The sequence below is a fragment of the Ruegeria sp. HKCCD7255 genome (assembly GCF_013031565.1).
GTDB lineage: Bacteria > Pseudomonadota > Alphaproteobacteria > Rhodobacterales > Rhodobacteraceae > Ruegeria.
Map to the genome: position 1 here is coordinate 191310 of NZ_WQAG01000005.1, position 23863 is coordinate 215172.

The following is a 23863-nucleotide window of genomic DNA, read 5'->3' on the forward strand; positions in this document are numbered from 1 at the left end:
GCCCAAGCAAACAGTTCGAGCGGTCGATGCCTGGTCCCAGACCTTCCCCAGTAGAATCAGATCTCAACCTGCCGAAATCGGTCGAGGTGGTCGTGATCGGCGGTGGAATAATCGGGGTCAGTACCGCGTTCGAACTGGCCCGGCGAGGACGTTCTGTTTTGCTGTGCGAGAAGGGACGGATCGCGGGCGAGCAAAGTTCGCGCAATTGGGGCTGGGTGCGTCTGGCCATGCGTGACCCTCGTGAAATCCCGCTGATGCAGGAATCCATCCGTATTTGGGAAAACCTGGACACGCGCATTGGGCGCAATACCGGGTATGTGCAGTCCGGCATAGTTTTTGGCGCAGCGACCACCAAAGTGGAAAGCCAATTGAACCGCTGGCTGCGCAACCTGGAAGGGCTGGGCACAGGGGCCCGCATGGTTTTGGGGCCTGAACTTGAGGATTTGCTGCCAGGCAACACGCTTGGACTGTCGTCAGGGCTCTATACCCCGCAGGACGGGCGGGCCGAACCGCAATCGGCCGCACCTGCGGTTGCCGAGGCCGCGCGCGACAATGGCGCCACCGTGATGACCAATTGCGCGGTGCGCAGCATTGACACGCAGGATGGGCGCGTGAGCGGGGTATTTACAGAGCGAGGCCGTGTTGCCTGCACGCAAGTGGTATTGGCCGGTGGGGCGTGGTCGCGCCTGTTTGCGGGAAATGCGGGGATCGCGCTGCCTCAGTTGAAGGTGCTGAACACTGTATTGCGTACAGCTCCGGTCGATGCTGGCCCCGAGACGGCTTTGTGGTCGGATGATTTTGCCATTCGCAGGCGTGCCGATGGTGGGTTCACCATCGCGATGGGCAACCAGAACACCGTGGATATCGTGCCTGACAGTTTCCGTCTGGCGCGCGCGTTTATGCCTGCCTTCGCGCAGGAATGGCGCTCGCTGCGCTTTCGCCTTTCTAAACGCTGGCGTATTGAAGCGGGCGAGGACAGGACGTGGTTACCCAGTGACGTTACTCCGTTTGAGAAATGTCGCGTGCTGGATCCTGAACCGTCGCAAAAATTGCTCAGAAAATCTTGGGACAATGCCCGCCGTGCGTTTCCAGAATTGCAGTCTACCGAGGTCGTCGAAAGCTGGGCCGGGATGATTGATGTCACCCCGGACGCCATCCCGGTTATTTCGGATGTAGATGACTTGCCGGGTCTGTTCATCGCCACCGGGTTTTCCGGACACGGCTTTGGAATAGGTCCTGGCGCAGGGCGCTTAGTGGCCGAGATGGTCACGCGGTCGAAACCCTGCGTGGACCCGACCGCCTTTCGCTTATCCCGTTTTACGGATGGGTCAAAAGTGCGGCCGAATCCGGGATACTAGTTGAAATCCTTGACGGTTATCGGCTGCTTCGCAGTTTTGGACGTGAAAGAACAAAGTAAGATCATATTCGAATTTTTAGAAACAAAGCTCTGATTCCGAATTTATCCGCTCTCTGCACGGGACAATGGGCACAAAAAGGCGAGAATCCGACCTACTTACGCCTTTATTGTGGTTTCGTCTCTACATAGTCGCCGATCTGCCAGATTTTTAGGCTGAGGCGGCTCGTGTCTGGATTGGAGAAGAAAAATGCCGAAGCCTAACAGCAACGGTGGGGGGAAGAACCAAGATACTGTAGCTCCACCGCCCGGAGCGATCGTTGGCACAGATAGCGCCGACGTCATTACGCCCACCTCATCACCCCTGAGTGCCACACCATTGGACGACGTCATTTGGGGCCTTGACGGTGACGATGAGATCGACGGTGGATCAGGGAACGATACCATCGAAGGCGGAGCCGGAAACGATACTCTGAACGGTGGTGACGGTGACGACATTATCAATGGTGGTGATGGTGCAGATCTGATCATCGGAAGCGCAGGCAGTGACATCATCGATGGCGGTAGCGGAATTGATACAGTCTTGTATTTCGCCAACAGCGAGACGGACTATACAATCAACGAGATTACCGAGATCCAAGGCAACGGAAAGAAAGCCAAAGAAGTCGTGGTTGCCTACGAAGTGTTTGCCAACGATGGTTCGGGCGACGTTGACTATATTACCAATGTGGCGAGCGTGAATATCGAAGTTGTTCCTCAAGCCGGGGAGATTATCACGCAGGGTGATTTTGCCTCTGTCGATAATGCTTCGACAATAACCGTCAATGTACTTGCCAACGACTACATCGAGGGTGGGAACCTGGGTGAAGGTCTGACACTTTCTGCAATCGATGACATTCAGCTTGATTTGAATGGCGATGGGATCAACGACTACGACCTGATCCCTGATGGTGAGCCACTATCATACTACAGCAATGGCGGCCTGCTGAATGATGGATCGATTTTGACAGTGTTGGCAGACGGAACCGTGACTTGGGACCCGAACGGTGTCTATCAGTCGAACGACGGCACCTCGCCAACCGTGTCTTTTTGGTATGAGGCGAGCGATAGAAATGGAGCCACGGCTTATGGCGACGTGACTTTTCAGGTCACGTATCCTGCACCACCGGGCGATGTAACCTTTGAGTCGATGGTGCCACTTTACGACCCGTTCGCCTCGGCAATTCTGGGGCATATCTACCAGGATGGTCCAAATGGAGAATATTGGATAAGCCAGCTAACCAATGCCACGAACTGGTTCGAAGAACGAGATCTGTCTGCGGGTGGCAACTACGACTATGACCTCGATGGCGACGATGAATTTCGTGTTTGGACCGACCTTGACGGAACCACGCATGAAATGAATTTCAAGCACAAGGACAATGAGGCCTTTGACCTGGGCGGCATGACAATCGTGGGGCTTGATCCGGGTGAAGAAGCGAACTTCTATTTCGCTGATGAAAGCGGAAATGTTCTGGGTTCGGTTACTGTCACGGATGCCGACTTGGATGCCAATGGAGTTTTGGAATTCACAAACGCGACCGACGTGGTTCAATTCACCGTAGAAGCAGGTGTCGGGGATGAATTCTACATCGACGACGTGTTCTTGCTCTGACAAAGCAGAAAAGTCAAAAGCCACGGTTTCTAGCTTTGGCGAAATCGCTGTTTAGACGTGGTTCACCGGGTGGGTTAGGAGGTTTTGTACAATGTCACAAAACCTCCTGAAAGAACGGCAGTGCCGGTCCATTACCGCGGAAGCTTAGCCCATCATCTGATAGCTGACGGGCACAAAGCGGAAGCCGTCGCCGCGTGTTTCTACAAAGCCTGCGCCGGGGAAGGGCATGTGATAGCCGACCATGGGCACTTTATCGGCGGCCAGCATGCCCAGGACCTTGCGGCGCGATTCTGTGGCTGCGGCCTTGTCCATGTCAAAGCGCACTTCCCACTCGGGATGTGCGAAGGACCAGATATAGTGGTTGGCCAGGTCACCTGTCAGGATCAAACGTTGACCGTTGCTTTCGAGGTGAAAGACCGTATGGCCCGGGGTATGTCCAAAGGCGGACATCGCGGTGATGCCGGACGCGACATCGCCGCCATCTTCGACAAAGGTCATCTTCTCGGCCAGCGGTGTTACTTTGGCGGCAACCAGATCGCCCACGCGGTTTCCGGCCTCTTGGGCTGCCCAAAAGTCATATTCCTGTGCCGCTGTGACATAGCGCGCGTTGGGGAACGTTGCTGCATCATTTGTCGTCATGCCGCCGATGTGGTCAGGGTGCATATGGGTGATGACAACAACGTCGATCTGGTCGGGCGAAACGCCGGCATCTGCCAGCGCAGCCTGAATGCCACCTTGTCCGAGCCCTGTGTCAAACAGAACCAGCTCTGATCCGGTGTGCACCAATGTCGGCGTGAAGAAGAACTGTGCCACGTCGGGCGAGATGAAGTTCTCGGCGGATACTTTTGCAAACTCTTCGTCAGATGCGCCGCCGCCAAAGATTTCCTTTGCTCCGTCGCGCGGCAGGCTGCCGTCCAGCAGGGTTGTGACTGTGAAGTCGCCAAGCTGGAATGATCTGGCAATAGTGGTGTTCGCCTTGGTCTGGGCCCCGGCTGCCAACAGCGGTGTTGCCGCTGACGCAAATGGAAGGGCTGCTGCGGCACCCAGGGCCGCTCTGCGTGTCAAGTTAATGGCCATGTCGTCGTCTCCCTGTCAGGTCGTCCAGTACGAGCTAGCCCAAAGTGGGCCATGCGCCAGTGTATAGCCCGGTCTTCGGCCTGCACGGATGAACATTACGTGTTCATTTTTGATCACTTCGCGATCTCGCGGGTTCTGACTGCCTGGGGTGAATGAAACCCCTGCTGGACAAAAACGCGGCTTTGTGACAAGAGCCGCGCCAACAGGAGAACTCCATGACCACCACCCGTTTCGCCCCGTCGCCCACCGGCTATATCCATGTGGGCAACCTGCGTACCGCTTTGATGAATTACTTGATCGCCCGTAAGGCGGGCGGGACATTCATTCTGCGCATCGACGATACCGATCCTGAGCGGTCGAAAGAAGAATATGTCGATGCGATCAAGCAGGATCTGGAGTGGTTGGGCCTGCATTGGGACCGCGTTGAGCGTCAGTCTGACCGTTTGGATCGTTATGCCGAGGCGGCGGACAAGCTGCGCGAGATTGGCCGGTTCTATGAAGCATTTGAGACGCCCACCGAGTTGGACCTGAAACGCAAGAAGCAGCTGAATATGGGCAAACCCCCGGTCTATGACCGCGCTGCGCTGAGCTTGAGTGAGGCCGAAAAGGAAGCCTTGCGCGCAGAGCGTGGCAATGGCGTCTGGCGGTTCAAGCTGGATCATGAGCGGATTGAATGGAACGACGGGATTCTGGGCGATATCTCTATCGATGCGGCCTCGGTCTCGGATCCGGTTCTGATCCGCGGTGATGGGCAGGTTCTCTATACGATTGCGTCGGTCGTCGATGACACCGAAATGGGGGTCACGGATGTTGTGCGGGGATCAGATCATGTGACCAACACGGCCACACAGATCCAGATCATCGAGGCGCTGGGCGGAACCTGCCCGCGCTTTGCGCACCATTCTTTGTTGACGGGCCCGCAAGGGGAAGCGTTGTCAAAACGTCTGGGTACTCTGGCGCTGCGCGATCTTCGCGAACAGGGTGTGCAACCAATGGCTTTGCTGAGCCTGATGGCGCGGTTGGGCTCGTCCGATCCGGTCGAGCTGCGCGCGGACATGTCTGAACTGATTGACGGGTTCGATATCGGCCGCTTTGGTGCGGCGCCGACCAAGTTTGACGTGCAAGATCTGTTTCCGTTGACCGCGAAGCATTTGCAATCGCTGCCCTTGGCCGACGTGTCCGAGGCTGTCGCGGACGCAGGTGTTCCGGCTGATCTGGCAGAGCCGTTCTGGACCATGGCGCGTGAGAACATCACAACTCTGGGGGATCTCAAAGCATGGTGGGATCTGTGCCGCGATGGGGCTGAGCCGTTGATCGATGACGAGGATCGCGCGTTTATCGCCGAGGCAATGGATCTGCTACCGGACGGCCCGTTCGATGGTGACACTTGGGGGACTTGGACCAAAGCTGTGAAAGAGGCGACCGGTCGCAAGGGCAAAGGGCTGTTCATGCCGCTGCGCAAGGCGTTGACCGGGATGGAGCGGGGGCCTGAGATGGCGACTCTGTTGCCGTTGCTGCAAGTCATCCGCGCGCGCGGCTAGGCGATTGTGCCTGTCGGCACATGCCTCCGGCAGAGGTATTTTTGAACAGAAGAAGCTGTGGGAGCTATTAGCCTTGGCTCTCTAGCTGGGTTGTAAAAGCCGGACCGAGAGTTGGTGCAGGCGCTGATCCACGAAGTCGGTTTCGTCTGGTTTGAGTTGTTGGTGGCGCGGATATCGTGGTTCGGCGCGATCGTTCAGGATTGGCGCATCCCAGCCATCGGTTGTGGCAAAGAACCGGTCGGCGCCTTCGGGGCCAAACGCTCGCAGATATCCCTGGACCACCACATCAATATAGCTGAGCAGCAGCGGATGAGTATCGCTTGGCGCGTTCTGTCGGGACTCAGGCACGGCATAGACCGCGATTTCGACCTCGTGTCGCAGAGGGTGTGACACAGCCTGTGTGGCGGGCACGCGATCGTAAGCCCATTCGCGCGCATCCAGGGCTGCCCAATCATTGCGGGGAACATGGGCGACCATACCTTCGATTTCGGTGGAGGGGTCACGTTCGACCGTCAGGAACGCAACGGGCCTCAGGTCGGTGTGCCGCCAAACGCGCCGCCAGCCTTTAAGAGAGGCAGGGCGCGGGTCGGGGAAGTCATGCGTGGCCAGGTTCACCAGGCTGCCGTAGCCAAAGAAATAGGGGTCTGCCATGCGCTGTTCTGTCCTTTAAGGCCGATTGATGTATGTCAAACCGGTTTTTTCCCGATCATGCAATAACGCAGCATCGACAAAACCGGGAGGGCCTCATGCGGATTACTAAACGGACCAATATCGCTGTGCGTTTGCTGATGTATTGTGCAGCGCATCCAGGCCGATTGGTGACAAAATCCGAGATTGCAGAGGTCTGTAATGTCTCGGAGAACCATCTAGCCCAGGTTATCAATCAGCTGGCACAGTTGGGGTATCTTGCCACGCAGCGCGGCCGGAATGGTGGCATGACCTTGGCCAAAGCTGCGGATCAAATCCGGATTGGGGCTGTGTTTCGCGACGTAGAAGGTGAGCTGCCGATTGCTGAGTGCTTTGCAGATGCGGACAATACTTGCCCACTGACTGCCGCGTGCCGATTGCGCCTTGCGCTGCAAGATGCGGCGCAGGCTTTTTACGCATCGCTTGACCACATTACGCTGGACGCGCTGGTTTGTGACAACGCGCCTTTATTGAAGATTTTGCAACCTTTGGCCTGCGCCCACAGCGCTTAGTCGCTGGCCCGCAGAATACGCGCCGGGCGGACCGACAGCGGGCGCAGGGCGAAGCCAAGTCCTGCTGCCAGCGTGACCGCGATACCTGCGATAATGATCCCCAAAGCCGAAGGCCAGATAACGGCATAGTCAACCTCGAAGATAAAGCGCGCAACCGCCCATCCCCCGAGGATTCCGGTGGTCAGTGCGACGCATCCGGCGGCTGTTCCCAGCAAAACCGCCCGTAGCGCGAAGCTGGCGAGGATTTGGCGTCTGTTCGCGCCGAGGGTTTTCAGGATCGAAGCTTCGTAGCGTCGCGCAGGTTCACCGGCTGCTGCGGCTCCGATCAGAACCAAAAACCCTGTCAGGATGGACACCCCTGCGCCATAGGATGTTGCTGCAGCCAGACCAGCGAGCAGGTTTGAGACACGGTCGATTGCGTCCCGGACACGGATCGCTGTGATATTGGCGTACTGACCGGTCAAATCGCTGAGGATCGCCGCCTCGGCCTGTTCTTCTGCATAGACAGTGGCGATGAAGCTGTGTGGCGCCCCGGCCAAAGCGGCCGGGTTCATGGACATGACAAAGCCCATGCCAGCGGTCGAAAAGTCAACCTCGCGCAATGATGTAATCTCGGCGATGATATCGCGGCCCAGGATGTTAACTGTCAGCTCGTCACCGGGTTCGAGCCCCATTTCTTCGGCCTCTTCTGCCGCAAAGCTTATCTGTGGCGCACCGTCGTAATTCTCGGGCCACCATGAGCCTCGGGTGATGCGCGTGGTTTCGGGCGGTTGTTCGGAATAGGTGACTCCACGGTCGCCATCCAGAACCCAATGGTCACCGGCGACGTCGCGCGCCGGGGCACCGTTGATCTGGGTGATCACGCCGCGCAGCATTGGGGCGCTTTCCAGCCGCGTGACCGCGGGATCACTGTCGAGGCGCGCGGTAAAGCCGGGCATCTGGTCTTTCTGGATGTCGACGAAAAAGAACGACGGTGCGACGTCTGGCAGATTGCCCGTGATCGCATTGCGTAAGGTGCCATCGATCTGGCCCACGGCGGCCAGAACCGAAAGTCCAAGGCCAAGAGATAGAATAACGGACGCGGCCCCTTCACGGGCATCGGAAATGGCGGACAGCGCCCAACGCAACGCAGGCCAGCCGCGCGCCAGAGGGGCGGCGCGACGCGCTAGCCACCGGATTGCAACGGCGGCCAGGGACAACAGCAACAGCGCACCAGCCAAGCCGCCTGCTGTCCATAGGGTCAAACGGGGCGAGCCGCTGAACCAAGCGGCTGCGGCAATCAGCACAGCCAACCCAAGCGCTGTGGCTGCCAGATAGGGCAGACGCGGCAGGCCGCGTGTGGTGGTCATCGCATCCCGAAACAGGGTCGCGGCGCGTACCTCCTCGGTCCGCGCCAAAGGCCAGAGGGTGAAGAGGAATGCGGTAAGCAAGCCGTAAAGCGCGGCCTCGCCCAAAGGGCCGAAATAGAGCGCAAAGACGGCGGGGACGGGGAGTTGGCTTTCAATGATGGGGGCCAGCATCAACGGGACGCCACTCCCCAGCACAAGCCCGACAACAATGCCGACAACCGAGAGGATGCCAATCTGGATCATATAGGTCTGGAATACCGTGGCACGGTCGGCGCCCAAAGTGCGCAGGGTCGCAATTGTCTCGGTCTTTTGCGTCAGATAAGCCCGCACAGCGGCGGACACGCCGATGCCGCCTACCGCAAGGCCAGAAAGACCAACCAGAACCAGGAACGCGCTGAGACGGGCGACAAACTCGGTAATCCCCGGGGCACCGTTGCGCGCGTCGGTCCAACGCATTCCGGTGCCGTCAAAGCTTTGCTCTGCGTCGCGCGAAACCTGGGCAAGATCCGCGTCGCTGGGCAGATCAAGGCGGTATTTGGTCGAGAACAGAGTGCCCGCAGATAACAGGCCTGAGTTTTGCAGGTCGGTCGTGCGCACCAGAGTGCGGGGCCCAAGGGCAAACCCGTCAGCAGCCCCATCCGGTTCGTGGATCAGGGCTGCAGAAAGCACAAAGCTTTGGGTGCCTAGCGCAAACCTGTCGCCGACAGATAACTGCAGCTGTGCAATGAGCGTCGGATCCATGACCGCACCGGGCAGGCCATCCGCGCCGTCCAGTGCATCGGCCAACGAAATGTCGGGCTCCAAGACCGGCACACCGATCAGCGGATAGGCGTCATCGACCGATTTGACCTGCGTAAGCGCGCGTTTTGGTGCCCCGTCGGGGTCTTTCACCGCCATAGAACGGAAGTCGACCACCTCGGACACCGTTTGCGCGTTTGTCGTCATCCAGGCGCGTTCTTCGTCCGTGGCATAGCGATAGGTGAATTCCAGCTCGGCATCGCCGCCGAGTAGAGCAGCGCCCTCTTGGGCCAACCCGGTCTGTATCGCCTGCCGGACCGAGCCTACTGCAGCGATGGCGGCGACACCCAGGGCAAGGCAGGCCAGAAACACACGAAACCCCAGCAGGCCGCCCCGCAGCTCGCGCTGCGCCAGCCTGCTGGCTTGTTTCAGGCTCATTCAGCGGCCTCATTCAAGGCGTCTTCCGAGATCTTACCATCGCGCAGCCGGATCACTCGATCGCATTTTTGCGCCAGGCTGTGACTGTGGGTGACAAGCACCAAGGTCGCGCCATGGCGGTCGCGCAGGCCGAACAAGAGATCGACGATGGCCTGTCCGTTGGCGGCGTCGAGATTGCCCGTCGGCTCGTCGGCCAGCAATATCTTTGGTCTTGGGGCAGACGCACGCGCCAGCGCCACACGCTGTTGCTCTCCACCCGATAGCTGTGCGGGGTAGTGGTCTCGGCGGTGGGCAAGGCCAACCGCATCCAACTCGGCCTCGGCGCGGGCGAAGGCGTCGGTGTGCCCCGCCAGTTCTAATGGGGTCGCCACGTTTTCCAGCGCGGTCATCGTCGGGATCAGGTGGAAGTTCTGAAACACCACGCCCATCGCATCACGGCGAAAGCGGGCGAGTGCGTCTTCGGACAGTGACGTCAGATCTTGCCCCAACGCGGTAATCGTTCCACTTGTCGCCTGCTCCAAGCCGCCCATCAACATCAAGAGTGAGGATTTGCCCGAACCGGATGGCCCGATCAGGCCTACGGAGTCTCCATGGTTAACGGTCAGTGAGATATCGCGTAGAATATCCACGCGCCCGGCATTGCCATCCAGGGACAGTGATGCATTTTGAAGGGCAAGTACAGGTTCGGTCATGGTCGGTCCGGAAAGGAGAGCGATAATGTGGGATATGGCGCGATGCAGCTGATACGCAAGGTCTTGGTGTCATTCATTTTCGTTCTGTGTGGTCTTGCTGCCAAAGCGGAAACCATTGTTGTTGCCGCTTTGGGCGATTCCTTGACCCAAGGTTATGGGCTGCCGGTTCAGCACGGATTTGTGCCGCAGATGGAACGCTGGCTGCTGGCGCAGGGGGCGAATGTACGCCTGATAAACGCAGGCGTGTCGGGGGATACCACAGCCGGAGGAGCTGTGCGGGTGGATTGGACGCTGACGCCAGAGGTGGACGCGATGATCGTGGCTTTGGGCGGGAATGATCTGCTGCGGGGGCTTGATCCCGAATACGCGCGTTTGAACCTGGGCAAGATCCTCAAGGCCGCGCGCGCTGCTGACGTCGAGGTCCTGTTGGTGGGGCTGGAAGCTCCGTCAAACTACGGGGCCGCATACAAGCGCGCTTTCGACGGGATATACCCAGAACTGGCGAAGGCCTTCGGCACGCTATACGCGCCGAATTTTTTTCAGGGTTTCCCGAACGGGCAGGATTTACAGGCCGCGCGCCATCTGATGCAAAGTGACGGCATTCACCCAAATACAAGCGGCGTAACCCAGATCGTCGAGGGGCTGGGCCCGCACGTGTTGGAGCTTGTGGCCAAGGCCCGGGATTAGACTACGGTGACAACCGTACCCAGTGGAACACGCTGATAAAGGTCGATCACATGCTCGTTCAGCATACGAATACATCCGTTTGACGCAGCGTGCCCAATGGTTTGCGGCTGTGTCGTGCCATGGATTCGGAAATAGGTGTCGACCCCATTCTGGAACAGATAAAGCGCGCGCGCGCCCAGCGGGTTGTCGCTGCCACCGGGTTGAACATAGTCATTGTCCTTGAATCGGGCATAGGTGATCGGCTCACGCTCGATCATCTCTTGAGTGGGCCGCCAGGTCGGCCACTCTTTCTTGACGTCGATCGTGGCGGATCCGGTGAACTCTAACCCGGCCCGTCCGACACCGCACCCGTACCGGATCGCTTTGCGCGGCTCGGTCACGAAATACAGATAGAATGAGCGCGGAACGACAAGCAATTGCCCCGGCAGGAACTGCTTTTTGATGCGAACAAATTGCGGTGTCGGGTCGTATTCGACGGCCTTCTTTGCCTGAGCGAACGTGGGCAGAAGGCTGGAACTCGCCGTCGCGGCAAGGAACGTGCGGCGCGTGAACATGGCAGGCCTCATCAATTAACCATTACAATCAAAACTTTACCGAAAGTATGATAGCACAATTGGTCAATTTTAGGGCGTATTCAAATTTCACATGTTCTTTCTGACATGTGTTGCCGGTGCAAAGGGCAGGGAAAGACCCTGCCCTTTCAGAGCTTATGCAAGCTCGATATTGTCCGCGCTTTCGCGGCCATCACGGCCCGAGCGCAGCTCGTACGTGACTTTTTGGTTGTCGGCCAATCCGGTCAGACCCGAACGTTCGACGGCCGAGATGTGGACGAAGATGTCTTTGCCGCCGTCTTCGGGCGCGATAAAGCCGTAGCCTTTGGTGGTGTTAAACCATTTAACGGTGCCTGCGGGCATATCCGTTGTCTCCTGATTGATGCTGCCCACGGGGTTGCGGCAGCCTGGCGTCGTCGGTCTGGATCGAGTGACTGAGCGCCGTGATAGGAGACAGTAGGTCGAAATAGAAAAACGTAAGCCCCATTGGTATGTCACTCCGAATGGTCTGACGCAAGAGTAGCTTATGAACGCCCCAGCAAATTTCCGCAGGCTTCAGGAGGGTAGTTTGCTGACCAAACCTTTGTATTGCGGCCCGGCCACGAAACACTTGGGAAGCTGGTTGATCAGCGCATCAATCGGCCCATAAAGCCGCTCGGCCGCTTGTCTGAGATCCGATGGGATGTCCTTGGCGACGCGAGCGCGTCTGGGCGGGGCCTTGAAGGCGATCCCGGTGAAGTCCGAGATGGTCTCTTCATGATCCCACAGTGCATCATAGTGAACGCACAGGACGGGCACCTGTTCGAAGATGGCCCATTCCTTGACCTGGCGCGCCTGTTGCAGCACATCGCGTTCGAACAACTCGTCAAAGCTGCCGGTGGCCTGAAGATGCTCAAAATGTTCCGTAACCCATTCGTCGCCGTAGCGCGACTTGGCGGAATAGACCGACAGCGCCGAATCCTGCGTGTCGCCAAAGCAGAACACCGCCCGCGTGGTCTCGGGCCAGGCGCCCAGGGCTGCGGGGAAATCATGCGTCTTGAACAGGCAGGGCGCCGAGTGTTCCGCATGGGCCAGCCGAGGCACAAACCGCGCCCGTTTGACGGGTCGAGGGTCGGTCTTGTTCAGACCTTCCATCAAGGCTGAATAGGTCAACGTGCTGCCCGCGCGCCCATTGCTGGCCACAATCACCCGATGCTTCAGACGCCGTTCCGGCTGAATCTGAGAACGCACAAGCGCAACCTTCTTCTGCGCGCTACGCATCCACCGGGTTGAACACTTCTTCAGAACGTCACTCATCGCGAGAATGTCTTGTGCTTAATCGGTTGCCGCCCCGTTTCGGGAACGTATCTCGTTAATACTATATGGAAGAGTGGCGGGGTGCCACCTCAAAAGGGGTTGGGGTTAGGTGGGACTTACGCAGTGCGTCTTTTCTGTTCAGATCACTTGAACATGCTTCGGCGAGACTCCCGCCCGATTGGTCGTATTCACTGGCTAACGGTGACGCCCGCGCTGGTTGGGTAATCTCGGGTGGATTGGTGGAAGAAGACACGATCGGTCAACCCGTCCCATACTTGTAGTCACAGTCTATTCTAGACTGAAGTTGAAAGGGCGGCCAGAAGACCGCCCAACGTTACAAGAATAGTCCGAGTATCGTTAGCAAGAGTGAAATAGTGCCAATAACATCGGCATAAGACACTCGCCCTTTCAATTTGAATGAAAACCGCATTGGATTTTACCTCAGCGATGCTCATCCGGATGAGCGTTACACTTCGCTCAGTGTTTATATACCGCCCCAATTATTAGCGGTTTGGCATGCTCCTATGATCACTTGGAACTGCCGTTCGACGGTCACCCGCTCAGATTATTCGTGGCACCACCACGAGTCCTGTCGGACCGCCTTAGCTTACTTCCTGCTAAGGTTTCAACATAGCGCCGCTAAGCACTTGCAGCTTCTGGGCAAACGCTGAGGTTACCCACTTCGTGGGTCTCATGCTCGCCACGCGGTGGTTTGAGCACCTCCGCTACCGGCACTAAATGTAGTAGCTGTGTAGAGAAGGTGCAATAGATGCCAAGCTTGCACTCAAAGCTACGGAGCGCGAACGCGCCCGCTATGCGGACGCTGCCTCGCGCCCGTCCGAAAATCGCGTTGCGATTTATCGAACGAACTTCTTATGCTTCAATCGCTTGGGCTCCAGCGCGTCCGGTCCCAGACGGCGCTTTTTGTCCTCTTCGTAATCCTCGAAATTGCCCTCGAACCACTCCAAATGGGCGTCGCCCTCAAATGCCAGGATATGCGTGCAGATCCGGTCGAGGAAGAAGCGGTCGTGGGAAATCACAACGGCGCAGCCGGCGAAATCGACTAGGGCGTCTTCCAGTGCACGCAGGGTTTCGACGTCCAGATCGTTGGTCGGTTCGTCCAGCAGCAGGACGTTGCCGCCCTCTTTCAGCAGGCGGGCCATGTGGACGCGGTTGCGTTCACCCCCTGACAGCAACGAGACCTTTTTCTGCTGGTCGCCACCCTTGAAGTTGAACGACGAGCAATAGGCGCGGGAATTGACTTGGGCGTCACCCAGTTGGATGATCTCGGCCCCGCCGGTTATCGCCTCCCACACGGTGTCGTTGTCTTTCAGATCGTCGCGGGACTGGTCCACGTAAGACAGCTGTACGGTGTCGCCCAGCGTGATGGTGCCGCTGTCGGGCTGTTCCTGTCCGGTGAGCATTTTGAACAGGGTCGATTTACCTGCACCGTTGGGGCCGATGACGCCGACGATGCCGCCGGGGGGCAGGGCAAAGTCCAGCCCTTCGATCAGTTGTTTGTCGCCCATGTGTTTCGACAGGCCTTCGACCTCGATCACCTTGCCGCCAAGGCGCTGGCCGTTGGGGATGACGATCTGGGCGCGGGTCAGCTTTTCGCGTTCGGACTGTTCGGCCAGTTCGTTATAGGCGTTGATCCTAGCCTTGGATTTGGCTTGACGGGCCTTCTGGCCCTGACGCATCCAGTCCAACTCGCGCTGCAGGGTCTTCTGCTTGGACTTGTCCTCGCGGGCCTCCTGCTCCAGCCGTTTGGCCTTTTGTTCCAGCCACGAGGAGTAGTTCCCCTCATACGGAATGCCACGGCCCCGGTCGAGTTCGAGAATCCAGCCGGTGATGTCGTCCAGGAAATAGCGGTCGTGGGTGACGATCAGGATGGTGCCTTTGTAGTCGATCAGGTGCTGCTGCAGCCAGGCGATGGTCTCGGCATCCAGGTGGTTGGTCGGTTCGTCGAGCAGCAGCATGTCGGGCGCTTCCAGCAGCAGCTTGCAGAGCGCCACGCGGCGTTTCTCACCGCCCGAGAGGTTGGCGATATTGGCATCGTCCGGCGGGCAGCGTAGCGCCTCCATCGAGACATCGATCTGGCTGTCGAGGTCCCACAGGTTCTGGCTGTCGATCTCATCTTGCAGCTTGGCCATCTCATCGGCGGTTTCGTCGGAATAATTCATGGCCAGATCGTTATAGCGATCCAGAATGGCTTTTTTCTCGGCCACGCCCAGCATCACGTTTTCGCGGACGGTCAGGGATTCATCGAGCTGCGGTTCCTGCGGCAGATATCCGACCTTGGCGCCTTCGGCCGCCCAGGCCTCGCCGGTGAAATCCTTGTCGAGCCCGGCCATGATTTTCATCAGGGTCGATTTACCCGCGCCGTTGACACCGACGACACCGATTTTCACGCCGGGCAGAAAGCTCAGGTGGATGTTTTCAAAACACTTTTTGCCACCGGGATAGGTCTTTGAGACACCCTGCATGTGGTAGACATATTGATAGGCGGCCATGTCGCGTCCTCTGGGTCGGGGAAATTGAATTGGCCGGTGTGATAGCGGATGCGGTTGGTGGGGGCAATGGAGTTGGTCAGGTCAAAGACAATGCGTGTTCGAAGCGCTGGCGCAGCTTTGCACCCTTGTGTGGATTGACTTGTTCCACCCATGCGATTTGGCCGTCCAGATGTTGGAGTGTTTCCGGCTGGTCTTTGCCCTGCGACTTGAGGCGATGGATGCGTGCTTTGAGCCGGTCGAAGTCTTTGCGAGTGATTTTGACATGGTGATTGACGACGATCCCGGTCACGACCTGAGATCTATGGCTTGGCATGACGCGCGTTTTGTCTGGGTTGGTCGTGAACCTTTCGTCTCGGATGATATCTGGGACCGCGCGGCACAGGGTTCGCGCAATGTGGGTTTCACCGGAAAAGGTGAGATCGTCGGCATATCGCGTATAGGTCGCATCAAGGCTCTGTGCGAGCCCAGCAAGGCGTCGGTCCAGGTTAAAACTGCACAGGTTTGCAAGTGCGGGCGATGTCGGTGCGCCTTGAGGAAGATGTCGGCGGCGCAGGTCGTGATGGCCAATTCGCCCCAATTGGGCGCGAACATGTGCCGGGGTCACCAGAGTGACCAGGCCGGTCAGGTGTCGGGCGACGTCGGCGGGGTATCCCAAGCATCGAAATACGCCGAAGATGCGTGGATAGGTGATGGATGTGAAGTAGTTCTTCAGGTCGAACGAAACCACCACGGGTTCACCGCAATGACGCGCCGCAGCCTGAATGCAGGTTCGTTTTTGCACAAATCCAAAGGCGTGGGGACTGGCGGGAACCTGGTTCAGCATGGATCGCAGAACGCGTCTTTGCAGACGTTTGAGGACGGGCTTGGGTTCCTCGATCAGGCGCGATGTGCCGTCGCTTTTTGGAATGATATGGAACCGGTAGTGAGGGGCAAACGCATTCTTGGTTCGATTTGACAGCCCGTTCAGGTCGGCAAAGCGCACCAATTGGATCGGAGGGATTGCAAGCCATTCAGCCAGTTCATCGCAACTGGACAGGTCAGGCAGGTTGAGCGACTGAAAGATGTCGATGGGGGCAAATTTCTGAGGCGCGATCGGAAACGGCGCAACAAGCTTGCGGGGTTCAGCATATCGCGCAATCTGCCCCGTTTCAGGAAAGCTCGCCAATGTTTGAGCGATTGTCCTTGCGGATGGCGCATAGGGTTGCGGCAGGGCAGACACCAGCCTGCGGGCCAAGCTTGGCGCCAGGTGTTGCAGTCTGGGTGGCAGGCGCTGCTGAAGGATCAGTTTTGTATCAAAATAGGTCCACTGCGCCTGAGAGAGTGAAGCCGCAAGGGACTGAATGGCTTGTTGTAAATGCATCTTTTTAATAGCTTTGGTCTGATCAGAACCGTCCCTCAACCATATCTCTGTTCGGCATGACCTGTCCTTGCCAACGGCAAGCCTGGGTCATGCGCCGAATGTATGCAGTCAGGTCGTAAGCCACGGGGAAACCCCGCAGAATGTGGTTGCCCACGGTCTTGAGGGGCGGCCTGACACGGGAAGATCAACAGAACTTGGATTGGTCGTCAATCGGTTTGCAGTTGGAGTAGTAAATGTCGCTGTCAGAGCTTATCGCAGGTTGGGCACAGCCGGGTCGTATCGAATGGATCGGTCTGCGGCCCCAGCGCCGGGCCGGGATGCAGGTTGTGGAGGCCGCGATGATTCTGACCGATGGGATCGAGGGCGACTGGGCGCGTGCGGGCAAACGGGCAGTGACGTTGATCCAGCACGAGCATTTGAGTGCAATTGGCGGGTATTTGGGGCGAGGAGCGGTGGCACCCGATGTGTTGCGGCGCAATTTGGTGGTCTCGGGGATCAATCTGTCGGCGCTTAAGGGGCGAGAGGTGCAGGTGGGACAAGCGGTATTGCGGTTCACCAGCATTTGCGCGCCGTGCAGCCGGATGGAGGAGGCGTTGGGCGAGGGCGGGTATTCTGCGGTGCGCGGACATGGCGGCTGGTGTGCTGAGGTTCTGAAGCCAGGGCAGGCCCGGTTAGGTGATCCGGTTCAACCAGTCGATTGACAAGCCGCAAGAGTTCTGAACATCAGCGGGGGATGGAACGATTTGACATCCCATACGCCGCACCCGGGCAGGTCATCGGGCTGTTCGGAGGGTCCTTTGACCCGCCGCATCGCGGACATGTGCATGTCACGCTTGAGGCGATGAAAGCCTTTGGGCTGGACCGCGTCTGGTGGCTCGTGTCTCCTGGAAACCCCCTGAAGCAAAGGGGGCCTGCGCCACTTTCGCAGCGATTGCGCGCTGCAAAGGAAGTAATGCAGCACCCTGATGTAGAGGTCACTGATATCGAAGCCCTGACCGGGACGCGGGCAACGGCGGATACCCTGGCCGCGCTGCGCAAACTATACCCGCAGGTAAAGTTCGTGTGGCTGATGGGGGCCGATAATCTGGCGCAGTTCCACAAGTGGAAGGATTGGCGGCTGATCATGGACAGCGTGCCCGTTGGCGTTGTGGCGCGCCCCGGGGATCGAATTTCGGCCCGTATGTCGCCTGCAGCGCGGGTCTATGCGAAATACCGGGTGGATGGGCAGGCGCGCCACCTGCTGGGCCGCGCTGAAGCGCCCGCCTGGTGCTTTGTGAACGTTCCGATGATCAACTTGAGTTCAACGGATCTTCGCAATCGCGGCATCTGGCAGGATGGAGTGTTGCCGGAATAGCCCCCTTTCGCTGATATTGAATTTCGACTGTTGTCTGAGATTCAGCGCTGGGATTTTAATCTCTTCATGGTTCAACATCTGTCACGCCGATTGTTTCTAACCGGGCTTGGGTCGATGGCGATCTCTGCTCCGGCTCTTGCCGACGCGCCGCTTGTGTCATTGCGGCCGGTTTTGCGAGGCGCGCAGCCGTCGGGTGCAGAGCGGATCGTGCAGGCGGCGGGGTTGAAAGGGGATGTGGTCTTTGCGGTGGCTGACGTCTCGACCGGTGTTCAACTTGAAGAAATGGGTGGCGACATGGGTCTGCCTCCGGCCAGCGTTGCCAAGGCGCTGACTGCGCTATACGCACTTGACGTTTTGGGGCCGGACCATCGGTTTGAAACTCGGCTGCTGGCGACCGGAGCCATTGAAAATGGTATTCTCAACGGTGACCTTATCCTTGTCGGCGGTGGTGATCCTTTGCTGGACACTGATGACCTGGCCAAAATGGCCACTGCTCTGCGCGAGGCGGGTATTACTGAGGTTCGCGGTGCCTTTAAGGTCTATGTTGGTGCTTTGCCCTATGTCTTCAGCATCGATCCTGAACAGCCGGATCATGTCGGGTATAGCCCATCGATCAGCGGGATTTCACTGAACTTCAACAGAGTTCACTTTGAGTGGAAACGCAGCGGTAGTACATATGCGGTGACCATGGATGCGCGCAGTGCCAAGTACCGCCCGGATGTGGACATGGCGACGATGCGCGTCGAGCCTCGGAAAACACCGATCTACACCTACAGCCGCAGCGCACGACAGGACCGATGGAGCGTCGCACGCGCGGCTTTGGGTGCGGAAGGTGCGCGCTGGTTACCCGTTCGAAAGCCAGGTCGGTATGCTGGCGATGTTTTCCGCACTTTGGCTCGGGCGAACGGTATTGTTCTGAAAGACGCGCAAATCACGCGTGAAATGCCCAGCGGCAAGGTTCTAGTGGTTCATCAAAGTGATCCGCTTGAGAGCATTCTGAGGGGAATGCTGAAATACTCGACCAATATCACTGCCGAAATGGTTGGCATGGCGGCTTCGATTAAACGCGGCGCCGATATTCGAAACTTGCAGGATTCGGCGCAGGAGATGAACCGTTGGGCGGCTGAGACCTATGGTGTCGACCGGATCGCAATGGTTGATCATTCGGGTCTTGGTGATATGTCGCGGATGGCCCCGGGAGACCTGGTCGCTGCTTTGGTCATAGCACGGAAAACTGGGGCTTTGCGACCGTTGCTGAAGCCATTTGCTTTGACGGATCGTCAGGGGCGCGTGGTGCGGGATCATCCGATCAAGGTGGATGCCAAAACCGGGACGTTGAACTTTGTGTCGGGTCTTGGAGGGTTTTTGACCACTGCGGGTGGCTCGGAACTGGCCTTTGCCATATTCACTGCCGATGTCGAACATCGCGCCACAATCCCACGATCGCAACGCGAACGCCCCAGCGGAGCGCGCAGTTGGAACAGTCGGTCGCGAAAGATGCAACGGGCTTTGATCGAGCGGTGGGGAGCTTTGTACGGTAGCTAGAGTTCGTGCACGGGCGGATCAGACGACGTGACGCGCGCGGGCGCCACGCTCGATAGCGGCGGCGTGCAGGCGATCGACGTTCAACTCGTAACGGATTTCTTCCAGCAATCGTAATTCTGTCTCGGCCAAAGATCCGTCTGCGGCTGCCACATCGCATGCCAAAGCATATGCTGTTTCATTCAAACGGTCGGGCAAGTTCTCGCGGATCAATCCGAACAGTGCGTCCAACCCGTCTTCTTGTTCGAACAGATCAAACACGATCTGCGACACGCGACGCGTGCGGTCTATGTCGTAATCCGCAAAAACCGGTAGCAGGTTCACGGCTGCTTCGATCTTGACCAGTTCTGCGGTTCGAATTTTCTCATCCGAGACAGAAACGGCGACCATGATTGCCACAAGGCAGTCTTGCGGGGACAAGGAGTGAGTGTTCTGTTCGGGCATTGTTCTGGTCCTGCATCCAAAAATTGCATCCGCACGATATGGGGCGGCGCTGGCAGGTTCAACAGCTTGTTTTCGCTTGCGACCTTTCGCCAGTCAAAACGGCAGGCCAGCGTCCCTAAACGAGGATTCGATGACCCGGCGTGTGTGCTCCGTTTCGATCAGCTTGATGAAGTTCCAGTTCGACAGACGGAACTGTGGAAACCCTGCCGTCAAATCCTGTAGGGTCATGCTGGCTTTGTCTGCTTGGCCGGTCGCATGATAGCAGGCCGCAGCCCAGCACAAAGCAGGCGGTCCTACTGGTCCACCCCGGGCGACATTCTGTTCATATGCGGCAAGTGCGGCGTGATGGTTTCCTGCCATGAAATTTGCGTGGGCAATCACGTTCAAATAGGGCCCGTTCACGAAATTCGGGCTTAAACGGAACGCAGCTTCGGCAGCGTCAACCGCAGCGGCGAAGTTCCCACGCACTCCGTTGACAATGGCAGAAAACACATGGGCGTCCGCATCGCCGGGCAGCAGCAAAAGACCTTTTTCTGCAGCTTGTTGCGCTTCGTCAAACCTGCGTTGCGCAAGCAAGGCAAGGCTGAGGACGGTTTGCGACCACCCAAACTCGGGGTCAAGCGATATGGCCTTATACGCCAGAGCTTCGGCGCGCAGGCCAATCGGTTGCGGATCCTCATGTCCCCACAAGGCGCCAAACCCAACAATCCAAGCCTGACCGGCATAGCCGCCGGCAAAGTCGGGGGCTTTCTGGACGGTTTGTTTAAACAATTCGTTGGCAGCGGCCATACGGGCCGGGATTGGCGGGTAGGGCGTTGATTTTGCCTTCACGAACAGCTCGTAGGCATCAATATCAGTGGTGTGAATTGTACCCAGCCGTTTGGTTTCAGACTTTGACAGCTTTACCGACATAGCGTCGACCACGGCGTTGCAAACCAGATCCTGCAACTCGAAAACCTCATCCAGAGTTCCGTCATAGCGATCTGCCCAAACGTGGCCGCCTGTTTTGGCATCGATCAACTGGACATTGATTCTGACCCGTTGACCAAGCTTGCGCACACTGCCCTCGATCACATTTGCCACCCCAAGTCGCCGACCAATGGTCGGAATGTCGATGGCTTGCCCTTTGAAGACAAATGTCGAGTTGCGCGCGACAACAAACAGGCCCGAGATTTTTGACAGGTCGGTAATGAGATCTTCGGTCAGCCCGTCAGCGAAATAGTCTTGCTCGCCATCGCTGGACATGTTGTCGAAGGGCAGCACCGCGACCGAAGGAAGATCCGGTAAGTTCAACTCGGGGTCTTTCGCGGGCAGTGTTTTTCCGTTTTCCCAATGCCAAACGCGAATGGGGCGGTTCATGTTCTTGACGGTATGCTCGCCCCCGTCGGCCCATGTGACGTCAACCTTGTCCCGAACCTGACGATAGGCTTCGTCTGAAAGACTGATGCCTCCGGATTGGGCCAACGGTTCGATACGCGCGGCGATATTGACGCCGTCGCCGAAAATATCCCCGTCGTCGATTACAATATCGCCCAGGTGGATGCCAATCCGAAGCGCGATACTTTTGTCGTTCAGAGGCTCGCCCTCGGCGTCTGACAATTTGTTTTGAAGCGCAATTCCTGCCTCGACACTGTCCACGACCGACGGGAAATCTATCAGGAACCCATCACCCATTGTTTTGACGATCCGTCCGGAATGGCTTTGTACAATCGGTTCGATCAGATCGTTTTTGAGCGCCCGAACAGCGTTGATGGTTCCGGTTTCGTCTTCGGCCATCATGGCGGAATACCCGACGACATCCGCAGCAAAGATCGAAGTGAGTTTTCTTTGATACTGGTCCGACATTTTCCAGACCCTATCCCCCCTATGGTTTATCACCTAATGAAAATCGATGTTTTGCGGTGTTTACCGGCTATTTTGTGGACGCTTTATTGACTCATGCTGCGCCAGCACAATAGGAGGGGCGCGGTCGGTTGCACGGGGCAATCGGCGCTTATCCCTTTGGAGCTGAAACTATGTCTGAACTGCGTGAAACCGCGATGTCGTCTAAGGCCTGGCCTTTCGAAGAGGCGCGCCGGTTGCTCAAACGCTACCGGCAGGGTGCGCCCGAGAAGGGATATGTGCTGTTTGAAACCGGATATGGCCCCTCGGGCTTGCCCCATATCGGGACGTTTGGTGAGGTCGCGCGGACTACGATGGTCAAGCGCGCGTTCGAGGCGTTGTCGGATATTCCGACCAAGCTGATCTGTTTCTCGGATGATCTGGACGGGATGCGCAAAGTACCAAGCAACGTGCCAAATCCCGAGGTTTTGGAACAGCATTTGCAGCGCCCACTGACATCTGTGCCGGATCCGTTTGGCGAATACGACAGCTTTGGCGCGCATAACAACGCGATGTTGCGTCGGTTTCTGGACACTTTTGGGTTCGAGTATGAGTTCTACTCGGCCAAGGAGTTCTATGAGTCTGGTCAGTTCGACGAGATCCTCAAGCGCGCGGTTGAACGCTATGACGAGATCATGGCGATCATGCTGAAAAGCCTGCGCGAGGAGCGCCAGCAGACCTATTCGATCTTCCTGCCGTTGCACCCCGAAAGCGGTCGGGTGATGTATGTGCCGATGAAGAAGGTCTGTGCCGAGACCTATACAGTGACCTTCGACGACGAGACCGGCAAAGAGTGGACCGTTCCCGTCACCGGTGGCAACGTCAAGTTGCAGTGGAAGCCGGATTTCGGTGCGCGCTGGGCGGCGCTGGGCGTGGATTTCGAGATGTATGGCAAGGAACATGCGACAAACGAAAAGATCTATGACGCAATTTGCCGAGGCTTGGGTGGCCGCGCGCCCGAGCATTTCAGCTATGAGCTGTTTCTGGATGAGAATGGCCAAAAGATTTCGAAGTCGTCCGGCAATGGTGTGTCGATTGACGAATGGCTGACCTATGCGCCGACCGAGTCGCTGGCTTATTTCATGTACCAAAAGCCGAAGACGGCGAAACGGATGCATTTCGATGTGATCCCGAAAGCCTATGATGAATATCATCAGCAGCTGCGGGCCTATCCGGGGCAGGATCTGAAGGCGCAGTTGAACAACCCGGTTTGGCATATCCACGGTGGGGATGTGCCTGAATCGACGCTGATCGTTCCCTTTGCGATGTTGTTGAATCTTGCCTCGGTTTCTGGGGCGGAAGACAAAGAGGCGCTGTGGGGCTTTATCCGCCGCTACGCACCTGAAGCCACAGCCGAAACGCATCCCGATCTGGATCAGGCCGCTGGGTTTGCTGTGCGTTACTTCAACGATTTCGTCAAACCGACGCGCAAACACCGTGCGCCAACGGATCAGGAACGCGAGGCACTGGAGGCGCTTAAAACGGCACTGGAAGCCTATGATGGACCGATTGAGGACGAGGCGTTGCAATCGGTGGTTTATGCCGTGGGGCGCGATCGGTTTGATCCGTTGCGGGGTTGGTTCACGGCACTCTACGAGGTGCTGTTGGGGGCCTCACAAGGACCAAGGTTTGGGGGGTTCATCGCGCTCTATGGTGTGCCCGAGACCATCGCGCTGATAGACAAAGCCTTGGCCGGAGAGCTGGTCTAATTTGACCCGGGGTCGCAAGGGGCTACTGTTGATGCAGGAGGTAGCCCCATGCGAAACCTATTGTTAGCCGTTTTCCTGAGCGCAGGACTGACATCCGCGGCCTTGGCCCAGAGTGATGAGATCGAGGCGAATATCGCGGCCCAGATACAGGCGTTCAAGGCGGATGACTTTGCCACCGCCTTCACCTTCGCCAGCCCGAATATTCAAAGACTGTTCCAAACGCCCGAGAACTTTGGCGCCATGGTGCGCAACGGCTATCCGATGGTTTGGCGGCCTGCCGATGTGCGGTTTTTGGAGCTGCGTGAAATCTCGGGCACGCTCTGGCAGAAGGTCATGATCACGGATGGCTCGGGGCAGGTTCACCTGCTGGATTATCAGATGATCCAGAGAGAAAACGGCTGGAAGATCAACGGGGTTCAGCTTTTGGGGAATGCCGACCCTGCCGCTTGATGCAACACCACCGTCACGGTGGGCAGAGCGGCAG

Annotated in this window: 21 protein-coding genes; 10 read left to right on the plus strand and 11 right to left on the minus strand. The window is 57.8% G+C overall.

All coding sequences use genetic code 11. From position 1 onward, the window contains the following. Positions 1–26: 26 nt before the first annotated feature. Together GOX45_RS11685 and GOX45_RS11690 are read left to right on the plus strand one after the other, a co-directional pair. The gene (locus GOX45_RS11685; RefSeq protein ID WP_171101074.1) at positions 27–1358 is read left to right on the plus strand and encodes an FAD-binding oxidoreductase; all 1332 of its coding nucleotides are present in this window, start codon (positions 27–29) and stop codon (positions 1356–1358) included. A gap of 246 nt (positions 1359–1604) precedes the next feature. Continuing rightward, entirely contained in the window at positions 1605–3008 is a 1404-nt protein-coding gene (locus GOX45_RS11690; protein WP_171101076.1) for a calcium-binding protein, read from the plus strand. Positions 3009–3152: 144 nt separating this feature from the next. Here GOX45_RS11690 and GOX45_RS11695 read toward each other — a convergent pair whose 3' ends face one another. Next, complete coding sequence (locus GOX45_RS11695; RefSeq protein WP_171101078.1) at positions 3153–4085, minus strand: MBL fold metallo-hydrolase; 933 nt, start codon at positions 4083–4085, stop codon at positions 3153–3155. A 215-nt stretch (positions 4086–4300) separates the two neighbouring features. On the opposite strand from GOX45_RS11695, the gene gltX reads away from it, so the two are divergent. Further along, positions 4301–5626 carry a glutamate--tRNA ligase gene (gltX, locus tag GOX45_RS11700; protein ID WP_171101080.1) on the plus strand — a complete coding sequence of 442 codons (1326 nt, stop codon included), beginning with the start codon at positions 4301–4303 and terminating at the stop codon, positions 5624–5626. A gap of 81 nt (positions 5627–5707) precedes the next feature. Here gltX and GOX45_RS11705 read toward each other — a convergent pair whose 3' ends face one another. Continuing rightward, on the minus strand, positions 5708–6277 hold the full coding sequence (locus GOX45_RS11705) for a gamma-glutamylcyclotransferase family protein (RefSeq protein ID WP_171101082.1): 570 nt from the start codon (positions 6275–6277) through the stop codon (positions 5708–5710). Between the two features lie 95 nt (positions 6278–6372). On the opposite strand from GOX45_RS11705, the gene GOX45_RS11710 reads away from it, so the two are divergent. Continuing rightward, the gene (locus GOX45_RS11710) at positions 6373–6825 is read left to right on the plus strand and encodes an Rrf2 family transcriptional regulator (RefSeq protein WP_171101084.1); all 453 of its coding nucleotides are present in this window, start codon (positions 6373–6375) and stop codon (positions 6823–6825) included. Here GOX45_RS11710 and GOX45_RS11715 read toward each other — a convergent pair. Both GOX45_RS11715 and GOX45_RS11720 read right to left on the minus strand, forming a co-directional pair. After that, on the minus strand, positions 6822–9350 hold the full coding sequence (locus GOX45_RS11715; RefSeq protein WP_171101085.1) for an ABC transporter permease: 2529 nt from the start codon (positions 9348–9350) through the stop codon (positions 6822–6824). The two genes, GOX45_RS11710 and GOX45_RS11715, sit on opposite strands and share 4 nt — an antisense overlap. Beyond that, positions 9347–10042 (minus strand): ABC transporter ATP-binding protein, encoded by a 696-nt coding sequence (locus tag GOX45_RS11720; protein ID WP_171101087.1) that lies wholly within the window; start codon positions 10040–10042, stop codon positions 9347–9349. Before GOX45_RS11720 ends, GOX45_RS11715 begins: the two co-directional genes overlap by 4 nt. 42 nt (positions 10043–10084) lie before the next feature. On the opposite strand from GOX45_RS11720, the gene GOX45_RS11725 reads away from it, so the two are divergent. Beyond that, the gene (locus tag GOX45_RS11725) at positions 10085–10729 is read left to right on the plus strand and encodes an arylesterase (protein ID WP_171101090.1); all 645 of its coding nucleotides are present in this window, start codon (positions 10085–10087) and stop codon (positions 10727–10729) included. Here GOX45_RS11725 and GOX45_RS11730 read toward each other — a convergent pair. The 5 genes from GOX45_RS11730 to GOX45_RS11750 form a co-directional block, all read right to left on the minus strand. Next, positions 10726–11283, minus strand: a complete 558-nt coding sequence (locus tag GOX45_RS11730; RefSeq protein ID WP_171101092.1) for a L,D-transpeptidase — start codon at positions 11281–11283, stop codon at positions 10726–10728. The genes GOX45_RS11725 and GOX45_RS11730 overlap by 4 nt on opposite strands. 153 nt (positions 11284–11436) lie before the next feature. Continuing rightward, positions 11437–11643: a cold-shock protein gene (locus GOX45_RS11735; RefSeq protein WP_170378838.1), complete on the minus strand. Its 207-nt coding sequence runs from the start codon at positions 11641–11643 to the stop codon at positions 11437–11439. Positions 11644–11835: 192 nt separating this feature from the next. Continuing rightward, entirely contained in the window at positions 11836–12576 is a 741-nt protein-coding gene (locus GOX45_RS11740; protein ID WP_171101095.1) for a hypothetical protein, read from the minus strand. Between the two features lie 857 nt (positions 12577–13433). After that, positions 13434–15089, minus strand: coding sequence for an energy-dependent translational throttle protein EttA (ettA, locus tag GOX45_RS11745; RefSeq protein ID WP_171101097.1), 1656 nt, complete (start codon positions 15087–15089; stop codon positions 13434–13436). Positions 15090–15165: 76 nt separating this feature from the next. Continuing rightward, complete coding sequence (locus GOX45_RS11750) at positions 15166–16449, minus strand: reverse transcriptase family protein (protein ID WP_171101099.1); 1284 nt, start codon at positions 16447–16449, stop codon at positions 15166–15168. Positions 16450–16682: 233 nt separating this feature from the next. Between GOX45_RS11750 and GOX45_RS11755 the strand changes: the two genes are divergently transcribed. The 3 genes from GOX45_RS11755 to dacB all read left to right on the plus strand — a co-directional run bounded on the left by GOX45_RS11755 (position 16683) and on the right by dacB (position 19348). Further along, positions 16683–17150 (plus strand): MOSC domain-containing protein, encoded by a 468-nt coding sequence (locus GOX45_RS11755; protein WP_171101101.1) that lies wholly within the window; start codon positions 16683–16685, stop codon positions 17148–17150. Positions 17151–17182: 32 nt separating this feature from the next. Continuing rightward, positions 17183–17803 (plus strand): nicotinate-nucleotide adenylyltransferase, encoded by a 621-nt coding sequence (locus tag GOX45_RS11760; RefSeq protein WP_171101103.1) that lies wholly within the window; start codon positions 17183–17185, stop codon positions 17801–17803. A 66-nt stretch (positions 17804–17869) separates the two neighbouring features. After that, positions 17870–19348, plus strand: a complete 1479-nt coding sequence (dacB, locus tag GOX45_RS11765; protein WP_171101253.1) for a D-alanyl-D-alanine carboxypeptidase/D-alanyl-D-alanine-endopeptidase — start codon at positions 17870–17872, stop codon at positions 19346–19348. Between the two features lie 18 nt (positions 19349–19366). Here the strand turns inward: dacB and GOX45_RS11770 are convergent, their stop codons facing one another. Together GOX45_RS11770 and GOX45_RS11775 are read right to left on the minus strand one after the other, a co-directional pair. After that, positions 19367–19789 (minus strand): tellurite resistance TerB family protein, encoded by a 423-nt coding sequence (locus GOX45_RS11770; RefSeq protein WP_171101105.1) that lies wholly within the window; start codon positions 19787–19789, stop codon positions 19367–19369. A gap of 93 nt (positions 19790–19882) precedes the next feature. Continuing rightward, entirely contained in the window at positions 19883–21634 is a 1752-nt protein-coding gene (locus GOX45_RS11775; protein WP_171101107.1) for an adenylate/guanylate cyclase domain-containing protein, read from the minus strand. Between the two features lie 170 nt (positions 21635–21804). On the opposite strand from GOX45_RS11775, the gene GOX45_RS11780 reads away from it, so the two are divergent. Together GOX45_RS11780 and GOX45_RS11785 are read left to right on the plus strand one after the other, a co-directional pair. After that, positions 21805–23379, plus strand: coding sequence for a lysine--tRNA ligase (locus GOX45_RS11780; RefSeq protein ID WP_171101109.1), 1575 nt, complete (start codon positions 21805–21807; stop codon positions 23377–23379). A 48-nt stretch (positions 23380–23427) separates the two neighbouring features. Next, complete coding sequence (locus tag GOX45_RS11785; RefSeq protein ID WP_171101111.1) at positions 23428–23829, plus strand: DUF4864 domain-containing protein; 402 nt, start codon at positions 23428–23430, stop codon at positions 23827–23829. Positions 23830–23863 lie beyond the last annotated feature (34 nt).